Origin of the sequence: Paenibacillus sp. FSL R7-0189 (assembly GCF_037969925.1) — a bacterium.
GTDB lineage: Bacteria > Bacillota > Bacilli > Paenibacillales > Paenibacillaceae > Paenibacillus_AQ > Paenibacillus_AQ odorifer.
Map to the genome: position 1 here is coordinate 6,032,151 of NZ_CP150223.1, position 13,432 is coordinate 6,045,582.

Annotated in this window: 11 protein-coding genes; 3 read left to right on the forward strand and 8 right to left on the reverse strand. The window is 41.8% G+C overall.

All coding sequences use genetic code 11. The annotated features are described in order from the left end of the window. Positions 1-73: 73 nt before the first annotated feature. Together MKY63_RS26385 and MKY63_RS26390 are read left to right on the forward strand one after the other, a co-directional pair. Positions 74-937 carry an AraC family transcriptional regulator gene (locus MKY63_RS26385; protein WP_076217573.1) on the forward strand — a complete coding sequence of 288 codons (864 nt, stop codon included), beginning with the start codon at positions 74-76 and terminating at the stop codon, positions 935-937. Between the two features lie 713 nt (positions 938-1,650). Next, on the forward strand, positions 1,651-2,781 hold the full coding sequence (locus tag MKY63_RS26390) for a glycosyltransferase family 61 protein (RefSeq protein WP_339810413.1): 1,131 nt from the start codon (positions 1,651-1,653) through the stop codon (positions 2,779-2,781). 76 nt (positions 2,782-2,857) lie between these two features. Here the strand turns inward: MKY63_RS26390 and MKY63_RS26395 are convergent, their stop codons facing one another. Next, positions 2,858-3,517 carry a RibD family protein gene (locus MKY63_RS26395; protein ID WP_339810416.1) on the reverse strand — a complete coding sequence of 220 codons (660 nt, stop codon included), beginning with the start codon at positions 3,515-3,517 and terminating at the stop codon, positions 2,858-2,860. Positions 3,518-3,595: 78 nt separating this feature from the next. Continuing rightward, on the reverse strand, positions 3,596-4,342 hold the full coding sequence (locus tag MKY63_RS26400; protein WP_339810418.1) for an SDR family oxidoreductase: 747 nt from the start codon (positions 4,340-4,342) through the stop codon (positions 3,596-3,598). 168 nt (positions 4,343-4,510) lie between these two features. Here MKY63_RS26400 and MKY63_RS26405 point away from each other — a divergent pair, with 168 nt between their 5' ends. Then, complete coding sequence (locus MKY63_RS26405) at positions 4,511-5,056, forward strand: TetR/AcrR family transcriptional regulator (RefSeq protein WP_076105670.1); 546 nt, start codon at positions 4,511-4,513, stop codon at positions 5,054-5,056. 238 nt (positions 5,057-5,294) lie between these two features. Here the strand turns inward: MKY63_RS26405 and MKY63_RS26410 are convergent, their stop codons facing one another. From MKY63_RS26410 to MKY63_RS26435, 6 genes are all read right to left on the reverse strand, one after another. Beyond that, the gene (locus MKY63_RS26410) at positions 5,295-7,160 is read right to left on the reverse strand and encodes an ABC transporter ATP-binding protein (protein ID WP_339174225.1); all 1,866 of its coding nucleotides are present in this window, start codon (positions 7,158-7,160) and stop codon (positions 5,295-5,297) included. Further along, positions 7,147-8,886, reverse strand: a complete 1,740-nt coding sequence (locus MKY63_RS26415; RefSeq protein WP_339174223.1) for an ABC transporter ATP-binding protein — start codon at positions 8,884-8,886, stop codon at positions 7,147-7,149. Before MKY63_RS26415 ends, MKY63_RS26410 begins: the two co-directional genes overlap by 14 nt. A gap of 18 nt (positions 8,887-8,904) precedes the next feature. Continuing rightward, positions 8,905-9,390 (reverse strand): nitroreductase, encoded by a 486-nt coding sequence (locus MKY63_RS26420; protein ID WP_076184571.1) that lies wholly within the window; start codon positions 9,388-9,390, stop codon positions 8,905-8,907. Continuing rightward, on the reverse strand, positions 9,377-9,769 hold the full coding sequence (locus tag MKY63_RS26425; protein ID WP_076217567.1) for a hypothetical protein: 393 nt from the start codon (positions 9,767-9,769) through the stop codon (positions 9,377-9,379). The genes MKY63_RS26420 and MKY63_RS26425 overlap by 14 nt, the downstream gene beginning before the upstream one ends. 200 nt (positions 9,770-9,969) lie before the next feature. After that, entirely contained in the window at positions 9,970-11,574 is a 1,605-nt protein-coding gene (locus tag MKY63_RS26430) for a response regulator (RefSeq protein ID WP_339174220.1), read from the reverse strand. Then, positions 11,564-13,330, reverse strand: a complete 1,767-nt coding sequence (locus tag MKY63_RS26435) for a sensor histidine kinase (RefSeq protein ID WP_339174217.1) — start codon at positions 13,328-13,330, stop codon at positions 11,564-11,566. Before MKY63_RS26435 ends, MKY63_RS26430 begins: the two co-directional genes overlap by 11 nt. Positions 13,331-13,432 lie beyond the last annotated feature (102 nt).

The following is a 13,432-nucleotide window of genomic DNA, read 5'->3' on the forward strand; positions in this document are numbered from 1 at the left end:
AAGCCTTGATTATTCGGTCCTAAAATAGCATGATATAGACATTCATCTAGACAAGCTTTTGGAGGGTAACAAGTTGAGTGAATTTTATTTAAAATGGTTTACATCTGATCGTCAATTTCCATTTTTTATTCAATACGGCTATCACGACGAAGACACCGATCTACATAGACATGCGGACTTTTCAGAGCTCGTAATTGTATTGAGTGGCACAGCTACACATATTGTTAATACTGAGGAGTCTTTTATCAAAAAGGGAAATGTGTTTGTAATTAATGGTTCGACCCCGCATGCTTTTAAAGATCCTCAGGATTTCAAGATCTGCAATGTTATGTTTCAGCCTGAATTGCTATCGACAGCTGGGGCAGATTTGCGGACATCCAACGGCTTTCAAGCCTTATTTGTGTTGGAACCCCTGTATCGCCATAAACATTCCTACACAAGCAAACTCAGCTTGCCGATTCCTAACCTGGAGTATGTCTCTTTTCTCATTGCGGGCATGATTGAAGAATATCACAACAAGCTACAGGGTTATCAGACCATGCTGGGCTCCAAGTTTATGGAACTGGTCGTCTATTTGTCCAGACAATATGACCCACAGGAAAAAGGGATTCAGGGGAACCATCTGATGCATTTGGCGAATGCACTCTCATATATGGAAGATCGTTATCTTGAGCCGTTAACACTGGATCAGATCGCCAAACATTCGGACATATCAGTCAGACACTTAAACCGGATCTTTCGCTCCTACTATCAGACAACCCCGATCGCTTATCTTCATCGTTTACGTCTGGAACGGGCTTGCGGGTTATTAAAGCATTCTAATCTCAGTATCACCCAAATCTCACATGAATGCGGGTTTAGTGATAGTAATTATTTTACTCGCCAATTCACTAAAATCTATGGGATGTCACCCAAGGTCTATAGGAACAAGCTTTGAGGGTAAAAAAAGAACACCAGGCAGCGATTCTCCTATTGTTGGAAAATTACTGTCTGGTGTTTTTGGATTAACCAGCTTACCTGATCAGATTATGGGCAAGTGAATATAAACAAACTAATGGTCCGCATATCGCTTATAGCAAACCTTGGAATGTAACCGATCGAAATGCCCTCTCCGTATTCTTTTAGTTCTGTGTCTTAATCGAATCAGTGAGATAACTGCATTCTATACACTTATTCCGTACGCAAAAAGAACCTTCATACTTTAACTGCATTCTATACAACTAAAAACGATCAAATCCACCTATTGGGTAGAAAATCAAGGAAATAGATGTACGAAGTACACTTATATCCCCGAGCTGAGTGATTTGAAGGAATATAGTTGTACGAAATGCAGTTAAACGTTGGTACACATCGCATCCATCGGCTATCTATTCAGCGTTAGCGTGCTCGTCGCTTATTAGTTAATAAGTTAATTCATACCAACAATGGAACATATGTCTTTTCCAGAAACGCAATTTCTTCATAGGTTAACGCACATATTTAGATTTTTGGATCTGATCTGTTTCTGTGCGATGAGTTGTTTCTGCTCAGTCTCACGTAAGTCTTCTTGTTCATCCGCCTCTTTCCGAGTAAGCCTGTGTCCAAAGAATCTTCATTTCATAAAATAGCTTAATAAGGTTTCTGCGCTTCTACTTGGGAATATGAGGTGACATGATGTTATTTTCTGCACAAGGGGTACCACCCCAAGGATATTACCAAAGCATCTGGGACTTTACTTCCCACAACGAAAACAGTACAAAGGAAGCTGGGAATGTCGTTCCTTTTGACTTCGGACGGGCGGCTGAGTTCAGAGCGCCCAAAAGCATTGAAACGAGTATTGCTCCAGCACTAACACCTTATTGTTTAGAGCCCTTTGGCGGATTCGTAGCCACCATTTCCAGAGGGAAGGTATGGGGAGAATCTGGTGCCCTTCTAACACCAGAAGGGAAATTGATCTTTGATCTTTCCCAAGAATATGACGCCGAAGAATACAGGATGCTTGAAGCAGATGAGCACCCAGTGTTTCACCGGTGGAACGATCCGCAGCTTCAACATTTTGCCGGGACCGCAGCGGTGTTAACATTTTGCGGAGCCCATAACTATTTTCATTGGATGTATGATGTGCTTCCTAGATTAGCGATGCTTCAATCGAGCGGAATCACTTACTCCACTATTATCATGAATCCAAATCCGTATGGACCCTTTGTGGAACAAACGTGGGCCATGCTTGGGATATCCGAGTCATTGGTGATCCGGACGAATTCAGAAGCATATGTTCAGGCTGACCAGCTACTTGTCCCTTCCTTAATGATGAATTCACATTATCCTCCTTGGACCACGGATACACTGCGGAGATTTTTGTTACCGCATAGAGAAACAACACTAGTCACTCCAGAACGAATTTATATCTCACGAAAAAAAGCAAGCTCAAGAAGGTTGGTTAATGAAGATGATGTCATCCGCTGCCTAGAGAAATTTAATATCGTACCGATTTGTCTAGAAGACTGGACGGTTGCCCAGCAAATCCAATTATTCGCCTCAGCGAAAGTAATCGTAGGTCCGCATGGTGCTGGACTCGCTAATCTGGCTTTTTGCCAGCCTGGAACACAGGTCATTGAAATTTTCCATGCCCAGCATGTTGTTCCAACCTATTGGATGATCAGCAACCATAATAATCTCGAATATTATATGGTGTACGGGCAAGGTGTAGCGAATCCTGCGATTCGTTTTCCAGGACTGGAAGACATCTATGTGAACGTAGATCGTCTGAAACAAACGTTGCATCTGGCAGGCTTGGAATGAGAAGCTTGCTTACTACTTTCTCGATTTCAAAAAGCGCAAAGCATATTTTGCTTTGCGCTTTTTAAGAAACATAGATTTAATCACGCCGTGTTACATACTTCAACCATAGCCCATCATCCGCAAGTTTTTCTACACTTTTTAAGCTGAAATTTGCTGAGGGCTGTTGTTTCATAGATGAATCCATTTCAAATAAGGTCACAGAATTAGAGGCTCCATCTACGATGGGAACTATAACCAAGCTCAACTCATCAATTAAATCTTCATTCAGGAAAGAGCCGTTTAAAACGCCCCCACCCTCCAGCATCAATTCATCGATTGAGAATAATTGTTTCAGCTTTCTCACGACTACAGAAAAATTCAATCGTTCTTTTCCACCGAATATATATGAGATTCCTAGATTTTTCAGATAAGCTAGATAAGCATCAGATACCTGTTCTGTAAGCACTTCAATGATATGATGCTCTGTTCTATTGTGACTTCCTTCTGAAATGTAGTTTTTGGTCCAGCCCAGTTTTCCCGAGGGATCTACAGCTACTGCATATGTTGAGGCATCATTTTGAGCGATAAAGTTTGTTCTAGGAATGCTTGAAGTGTTACTCTGCTCTAATTCTAATTTATTGCCTAACGTAAAATTTTCCTCCATGGTAATCCTGCCACATATCCAAGCTTTACATCCATACCGATCATGAATGTTTTCGTACTCATCAATAAAATAGGCAGTCCGTTCTTCATCCAAGTAATCTCCGATGGTTTTACCATCCAATGAGGTAAGCATATGGCAAATAATATAGGGCCTGTCCATAACGATCCCCTTTTAACCTACTTGAACTGTTGGACGAATAATCATTTCATTGATAGCCACATCTGAAGGTTGCTCAATGGCAAATGTGATGGCACGAGCGATGCTGTCTGCATCAATGGCTATTTTGTAAAATTCATTCAAGCCAGCTTTTGACTCTGCATCTGAGGTAGTATCTAACAATTCGCTGCTGACGGCTCCTGGAGAAACATTGGTAACACGAATATTGGTTCCACTCATCGCTTCTTCTTGACGAAGCCCTTCAGAAATTGCTCTAACCGCATGCTTGGTGCCACAATATACTGTACCCCCTGGGTAAATGTTATGGCCAGCAACCGATGATAAGTTAATAATATGACCAGATTTTTGCTCTCTCATTGATGGGAGAACAGCTGCAATCGCATATAAAACCCCTTTGATATTTACGTCAATCATTTGATCCCATTCATCCACCTTTTTCTTAAAAAGAAAAGCTTGTGGCATGATTCCCGCATTATTAACTAATACATCAATTTTGCCAAACTCTTTAAGTGCATAAGCAGCCAGTTCTTCCATTTGTGCTTGGGAAGTCACATCTGTCACTTTGTAGATGGTTGTTCCACCACTTTGTTCAATTTCTCCTTGAAGCTTTTGAAGACGTTCCTCACGACGAGCGGCTAGAACAAGCTTAGCACCTTTAGAGGCTAGTTCTTTCGCGGCGGCTTCCCCAATCCCACTAGAAGCACCTGTAATAATTACGACTTTATCTTTGATATTTGGCATGTGAAAAAACACCCTTTCGATATTGTATATTGATTTATTAATAGACTATAATCTATTATTATAAACAGTTACAGAATACATTCAATTGTACGATGAGTCTGTTTTGTTCAATACTAAACAGATCCTATAAATGTGTTTATTATTTTTAGAAAGTAAGGTGAACCCCGAATGTCTAAAGTGGATAGAAGAATACTCAAATCTCAAGATGCGCTTAAAAAGGCCGTAATTGAACTGATGACTAAGAAAAATTTTGACGACATTACCATACAGGATCTCTCCGACACAGCAAATGTAAGCCGGGGAACGATCTACCTTCATTATCTGGATAAATATGATTTGTTAGATAAACTTATCGAAGAACATATAGAGGTCCTAAGAGCACTTTGTGAATCGGCGTCTGAATTGGATTTTATCGAGGCAACGTTGATCTGGACGGAATACTTCGATAAAAATTATTCTTTCTTCTCTATGATGTTAGCGAGTAAAGGTGCTCCTTATTTTCGAAATCGTTTCTTAAGCTTTCTTCTCGATGAGTTTCGGCATGAAGTAAATGTCACCGCAGGAATAAACCAAGGGTTAAATGAAGAGGTTATTATTAGTTTTGTTGCATCGGCTTATGCAGGGGTAGTGGAATGGTGGTTCAAGAATGAAAGACCTGTAGCACATCAAGTCTTGGCTGAACAACTCGGAACGTTATTAGAGAGGAATTTATAAAAAGAGCGGCGATTCTCCTATAATAGGTGAATCGTCGCTCTTTTTTATCGGGCATTAATTACGCAATAGATTACACATCTTTTTAAGGACTTCGGACCCTGGGATGCTATTCCTTCACGCCAATAGCTGCAGTGGGGTCCTTTAACATTCTGAAAATCAGAAAATCTCGCCTTTAAGGTCAGAGGAGTCCGATAAAAGCATCTACTTACAAATGTTATCGGTTCAAGTAAGGATTCTTTCAAATCGCTCGTTTGAACTGGGTATTGTACAGCTCGTAATAAACGCCTTGCAGCGCAAGAAGCTCTTTATGACTGCCTTGCTCGGCAATTCCGCCACCCTGAATAACGAGTATACGATCAGCATCTTGGATGGTACTAAGCCTATGGGCGATCACAAAGCTTGTTCGTCCCTTCATTAGCTTTTCCATCGCCTGTTGAATATGCATTTCCGTACGCGTATCCACACTGCTGGTTGCCTCATCTAGGATCAAAATAGCTGGATCAGCTAGAATGGCGCGGGCAATCGTTAAAAGCTGACGCTGGCCGTGGCTCAAATTACTGCCTTCCGCATGGAGAATAGTCTCATATCCATGCGGAAGTCTATTGATAAAGGCGTCTGCATTAGCCAATCTTGCCGCTTCCTCTACCTCTTGGTCAGTCGCATCAAGACGGCCAAAGCGAATATTTTCCCGAATCGTTCCCGAGAATACATGCGCGTCTTGCAATACCATTCCCAATTGACTACGAAGTGCATTTTTATCCAGCTCTCCAATATCGCGCCCATCAATGAATATGGAGCCGCCGCTCAAATCATAGAATCTGATCAGCAAGTTGACAATGGTCGTTTTTCCAGCACCCGTTGGGCCAACAAGCGCAATTTTCTCTCCGGGTTTTGCTTCAAACGTAACCCCGCTCAGAATCGGTGAATCCGGCTTGTAAGCAAATGAAACGTCTTTGAAAACAACCTTCCCTTTTAACCTTGGCAGATCGTCACTTTGTTCATCACCGTCACCGTATTCGGATGGCATATCCATAACTTCAAACACACGCTCCGCACCAGCAATTGCCGACTGAATTAGATTGTACTGGTTAGCAAGATCGGAGATCGGTCGTCCGAACTGTTTGGAATACGTAAGGAAGCTAACGATTACGCCAACCGTAGCCATGTTATGAAAAGCCATCCAGCCACCCACCCCGGCAATGATCGCAAATCCAAGGTTATTAATCATGTTCATGACCGGTCCCACTAATCCGGAAACAATTTGTGCTTTAATGCCGACTTTATTCAACTCTCCACTGATTTTGCGGAACCGTTTCACTTCTGTCTCTTCCCTGCTGTATTGTTTGACTACTTTTTGTCCGCTGATGGTTTCTTCGATAAATCCACCCAACTCACCTAGATGGCGTTGCTGATTTTTAAAATAAGTTCGACTTAAACCTATGATTTTACGGCTGGACAATAACACAAGAGGGATCGTTATCAGTGAAACTGCGGTCAACGGAACGTTCATCATTAACATGATCACTAGTGAACCGCTTAAGGTGATCAAACTGTTTAATAACTGGGTCACACTCTGATTAAGTGTACTGGATACGCTCTCTATGTCGTTGGTTGCCCGGCTCATTAGTTCTCCGTTAGCTTGCGTGTCAAAAAACTTAATCGGTAGCTGTTGATATTTGCTGAACAGATCACGACGCAGCTCAAACACGGTATTCTGTGAGACGGATGTCATAACATAGGCTTGCACCCAAGCAACCACACTGCTTAGCCCATAAATACCTATTAGGAGTAGACAAAAACGAATAAGACCCTGATAATCGTGAGGAATTACCGCAGTATCAATCGCTTTACCGATTAGATAAGGCCCAATCAACGAAAGAATTGCATTTAACACAGTAAATACATACACAATGATTAACCCGAACCGCTGGCGGTTCAAATACATCCAAATGCGTTTGAGTGTGCCCGCTTGATTCTTAGCACGTACGATTGGCACAGCTCCGCCCCGTCCGGGGCCAGATCCCGGTCCAGATCCAGATCCAGGTCCGAATCCGCCTGATCGATTAAAAGGAGTGGTGTTCATGCCATTATTAAGCTTTGACATAAGGCACCTCCTCTCCCTTCATCTGTGATCTCCAAATATCTCTGTATATTTCACTGCTGTTCATAAGACCATCATGTGTACCTTGTACAGCAATTCGGCCGTTTTCTAATACCAGAATACGATCAGCGTCAATTACAGAGGTGACACGCTGAGCTATCAAAATATTCGTGCTGCTGCGCAGCCGTGTTTTTAACATCTGCCGGATTCGTGACTCTGTCGCTGCATCGAGCGCACTAGTGCTGTCATCCATAATGAGGATTGTTGGCTGAATTAAAAGTGCCCGTGCAATCGAAAGCCGCTGCTTTTGCCCACCGGACAGGTTAATGCCACGCTGGCCGAGCTCTGTATCGTAACCCTGTGGAAGTTCTAAAATGAAATTGTGAGCTTCAGCGGCTATTGCTGCTTCTTCCACTTCCTCATCTGTGGCATCCGGTCTGCCGTATCGGATATTATCGCGGATAGTACCGCTGAACAGAATAGCCTGCTGCATAACATATCCGATTCTGCTACGCAAATCTTCCAGAGCAATCATACGAGTGTCGGAGCCATCAATTGTAATGGATCCAGAGGACACTTCGTAAAACCGGGGAATGAGGCTGACCAATGATGATTTACCAGTACCGGTGGCACCAAGAATGGCCACTGTTTCTCCTGGCTCCGCAGTGAAATTAATATCGTCTAACACTAGATTTTCATCCGAAGGATCATAAGCAAAAGATACATTGTCAAATACAATCCGACCGTTGTGTATGGCATCTTTTTTAGCGTTGGCAACTTCTTTAATCTCACTAATGGTGGAAAATACTTCATTCTCCCGATCGGCAGAAACCTTGGCTCGTGAGAAGAAGGTCAACATATTGCTTAACATCAGCATTGACATCAACAATTGGGTTATATAGTTAATAAAAGCGATCAGCTGACCAACTGGCAGCCCACCGTTCCAGCTTTGCACTCCCCCAAACCATAGTACAGCAACAATACTGGCATTTAGTACAAGCATCATTAGCGGCATATTTAATGACATTAACCGTACCGCTTTTATCGCAATTTCTGTATAATCCTTGTTAGCTGTATTAAAGCGTTTCTGTTCATGGTTAGCGCGGACGAATGCTTTGACTACACGAATGCCTGATAAATTTTCCTGCAACACTGTGTTCACACCGTCTAATTTGACCTGCATTTTCTGAAACAAAGGAAAAGAAAGTCGGATTAACCCATACAAAATTAAACTCAAGAGTGGCACGGCAACGGCTAGGATGAGGGTCAGCATAGGACTAATCCGAATCGCCATCACCAAGCTTCCGACTAATAGCAAGGGAGATCGAATACTCCGCAAAATCATTTGCACAAAGGTTTGCAGCTGTACCACATCATTTGTTAATCGTGTAATCAGTGAGCCCGTCTTCAATTGATCCAGGTTCTTATTAGAAAATTTCTGAATATGTTCAAACAAGCTAATCCGCAAATCATTTCCGAAGTTTTGAGAAGCAATACTCGAAAAAATAGTGCAGCCCACCCCACCAATTAGACCGATAAACGCTACACCAAGCATGATCAGTCCGGTCGAGAAAATATGAGACAAGTCTTTTGTCATGACACCCTTATCCACAATGCTCGCCATGAGCGTGGGCTGCAGTAAATCCATAGTCACTTCGACCAGCATCAGCAATGGTGCCAACACACACCACACCCAATATGGCCTCAAATAATGCTTAAGCTTCCACATTCCGCCACCTTCAATTGTTTAAGATAAATAAGTGATTTTAGAACTAATCGGTGTTCTAGGTTTCGCATTCGGCACTTCCTCCGGATACCCCATTCCAAATATCCCAATAACATCGTAATTTTCTTGAACACTAAGAATCTCACGATTATGAGGCAAAGCCCCCAGCGAAGCCCAATACGTACCTACACCTGCTTCATGTGCAGCTAATAAGAAATTTTGTACGAAACAAGCAGCAGCCATAACATTCTCATCGCGTTCAAACGCAGTTGCGGCAGGCTTAGACAGAACTGCAAAAACAACAGGTGCGTTGCCAAAATCCGTTTTATGCTTTAATTTCGCTCTAGTATTGGGTCCGATGAAAAGAAGCTCCCAAGGTTCGGTCATACGATGATTAGGAGCGTAACTTGCAGCCTCCAGCCATGAATGTAACTCCTCTTCACGAATTGGAGTCTGTTTGAATTGTTTTGTACTTCTACGGGTTTTAATGAGCTCAGTTATTTTCATCTTTTTCTTTACTCTCCTCTTTATTAACATTTGATGTTGTATCTTCTGGAGCGATCTCATGAATCTGAAAGATTTGTTTAAACTCTTCAATGATCGCTTCCGTTGCTTTTAATTCACCGCTAACCACTTGTTTAATCGATTCAAGCTCAGGCTGATTTAACTGCCGCTGTAATGTAGCCCGGTTAACCATAAGCTTATCTAAAAAAGCGATGGCTCTGCCACGGCGAAAAGTTTGAGCACTTTTAGGATGTGGATCCATTGATTCCGTCATCCCATGTTTCATAAAGCCACGATCTCTGTGTTCGCCACGTCCCTCACGATCTCTATGCTCTCCATGCTCCCTATGACCGCCACGTTTGCCGACATGTCCTTCACGCATTTTATTTCCTCCTTTTGCGGTGTATACATTTGTATACGCGCTCTTCATGTATACAAATGTATACGATATAAACCATTTCTGTCAAGATCATTTTTCCATTTTGTAACATCATTATTGCTTACTTTATATCTTAAAAAACAATAAAAACCCGCATAAAGTGCGGGCTTAAAGAGAAAAATTATCAAATTCAACGGAGTGATTTATAGGGAAAAGCTATTTTTCTTATACTCCTGAACGGATACTCCCATTACTTTTTTAAAACAGTTACTGAAGTAAAATGGATCTTTAATGCCGACCTTTTCAGCAATTTGATAAGCTTTCCAATCCGTTTCATTCAGAAGCTTCACCGCTTTTTCCATTCTGCACTTGAGAAGATAATCCGTAAAGCTAATCCCTGTGTCCTGCTTAAAGATCCGGCTAAAGTAACTGGAATTCATGTGGAATTTATTCGATACATAGGATAAAGACATCTCCGGAATGTGCATCTCCTGTTGAATAAATTCTTTAACTTCATGGATAATATTATTAGTTTTTTTGCTTCGTGCCCGGGTTACTTGAGAGGTTACCTTCTCTGTGAGTTCAAGTAATGTCTGTTGCATGTCTGGCAGGCTATCGAGCTCAAAAATCCTTTTATATGGCGAAATATCGAAAGAAAGATTATTATCTATTATAACTCCCATTTCAGCGAGTGAATTGATTAATGTGGAGACAAATTGGGCCGAAACCAGCCTAGCTCGTTCCACAGAAAAAGCCTTGGACTTCTCCAAATCCTGAAACATTTTCTCAATGGATTGCACAGCCTTGTCTAAGACACCAGCTTTTACAAAAAACAAAATTTCCTCAATTTCATTCGTCTTAACTTCCCAGGATCGGCCCCCGAAATGAATTTCATCATTAAAAAAATAAATGGCGTTACTGCCCTTTAACTTACCATATCTAACTGCCTCCAGCGCCTCTTTATAGGATTCTTTGATCCTATTGAAATCCGTACAGGTACTACCTACGCCAATGCAAGCTTTACATCCAAGCTTTTCATGGAGCGATTGGGCCAGCCACTCTCCAATCTTCGTAAGATTCTGATTATCTTTTCTATTAAGAAGGACAATCCGTTGACTGTTATCAAAAAAAACTTCGATTCCCTCATACTCTTCAAGCGCGTAATCAATAAACCTCTTACAACGCAAAGACTGCAGGATTCGTTGTTCCTCCCCTTCTTCTAAGGGAATTTGAAGTTCAATAAGCATGATTGAAAACAAGCTGTTCGCTGATTCAGGAAAAAAGTAATGGAATCGGCTATCCAGCTGATCGGGGTCCCAGAGGCCTGATAGCAAATCATTTAGAAATTTTTCTTTTAGTTGAACGGCGTTTTCATTTAACTGTCGATTCAGCTCCTGATATTCGTTCCACCGCTCTGTCTCTTCCCGGATTTTTCCATGAAGATCTACCGCAACTCTTCGTACCTCCTCGGCTTGGAGCGGCTTCAAGATAAAATTTTGCACTCCAATGTCCAGGCTTCTTTTTGCATATTCGAATTCGGGATGTGCAGTGATGATCACAATTTTGACTAGCGGATACCTTTCTTTTATCAACCGGCTTAATTCCAGTCCATCCATAAAAGGCATACTGATATCTGTAAATACTACATCCGGTTTCATGGTTTCGATCAGATCTAACGCTTCGCTTCCATTCGAGGCCTCACCTACGAATCTGTAACCAACCGCTTGCCAATCTATAATGATGGGAACAATTTTTCTCGCATTAATTTCATCATCCACAATAATGGCTCTGAGCAGTTCAAGCTCCATGACTATTCCCCTCCTCAAGCGGTAGTTCCAATTCAATCCGAGTTCCTTCTCCCGGTGCACTGACCAAACTACAATTCATGTCCGCCCCATAGTACAGCTTCAAACGCATCAAAGTACCGCGCAACCCAAAACTGGACTCATTTTGCCCATAGGGCTCAGCTTGCATTTCCCGACGTTTGTCTTCATTCATCCCCACACCATCATCTTCCACGACTAGCTTCAGTCGATTCCCCTGAATACGGGCAAGGATGCGAATCTTACCACACTCCCCTAAAGGGCGAATACCATGATAAAGCGCATTTTCTACAAGCGGCTGAAGCGTCAATTTGGGTATCCGAACATACTCAGCTTCTTCCGACACCTCAATTTCACTGATGAAAATTTCTGGATAGCGAATATTTTGTATACTCAAATAACTTTTAGTGATCTCTACTTCTTCTCTTAACGTTACTACATCACTGCCCTTACTAAGACTCTGACGATAGAAGGCTGCAAGCTCAGAAATAATCTGGTACGCCTCATTATTATTTCCTGACAAAGTTAAATAGCCAGCTGATTCTAACGTGTTATATAAAAAATGTGGTTTAATTTGCTGCTGCAAAATATCCAATTCGAGTTTTCGAATCAATTTCTGTTCTTCTTTCTCCCGCTTCAGCGCTTGCTCAATGGTCATAATCATATTGTTATACCTATCTTTCAACTGGTTCAGCTCATCCGTTCTCGCCTCGTACCGAACCAAACTGAAATCTCCAATCTCCACTTTTTTCATGGATCGCAGCATATGTAAAATAGGTGTAGTAATGAATCTAGAAATCCAGACGGAACCTAAAAATATAGAAATGAAATTAAACAACATAATCATTAACAGCATCAGATTAAATTGACGATAGGGGCTTTCCCATTCCCCCAGAGGCTGAGCGCTAGTAAACTTCCAACCACGATCCATTGAAACCAGAGAAGAGATCAGATAATTATGATCTTTGATCTTTACGATTTTACTACTACCGAGCGGCACATCAAGCATAGAAGAGTTTGTATAGTTCGATAATTCAGGCCGTGTAAAATCAAGGAGTGTCTCATATCCAGTTTCGATCATTAAATCAGGTTTATTATCGTTGATCGAACGTTCATAGCTTTTTTTCAGCTCCTGAACCGTAATGTTCACGACTAATACTCCTATTTTCTTAGAAGTGTTCATGTCGTTTACGATGCGAATCAGAGAAATATATTGTGGATCCTGCTGGGGTTCCTTCGTCTCAAAATTGAAGATACCTCCGGCATTTTTCCTCCAAATTGATTTTCCGTCTAAGGTGACCGCCTCGGAGTACCATTCCGCTGACTCGATCCCATCCGTTCTGATCGGTTTTGCAGACTGCAAATCAATCGCAAACTTACGTCCTGCATTATCGAATAGATAGACAGAAGAGATAGAGGGCTCTGCGAGCATAAAATCTGACAGAGCCACCTCTAGCTTGTAAGTTAAAATTCCGATGTCGTTACCCGCCAGATCACTGCCCAAAATTTCCTGAACCGTATTGTTCGACACGATCATCTTGGAATAATTATTCGTGCTGTCAAGAAGTGATTCGATTCCGGAATTCATGGCGTTCAAGGTTTGAAGCGATACCTCACCTACCTTTTCCTCGGTGAATTTCTCATTGATTCGTTGGTACATAATACCGCTTGCAATCATGGAAACCACTAATAAGGCCAAGTAGTAAAAAACGATTTGTGATCGGATACGTGCAAACCTCATCGGTAACCTCCTGGCCGACATTAAGCGAATACGGACTTTTATTTATAGCTTCTTCAATACGACACTAGTATAGCATTTATCGAAAGATTCCTATCCCATTGC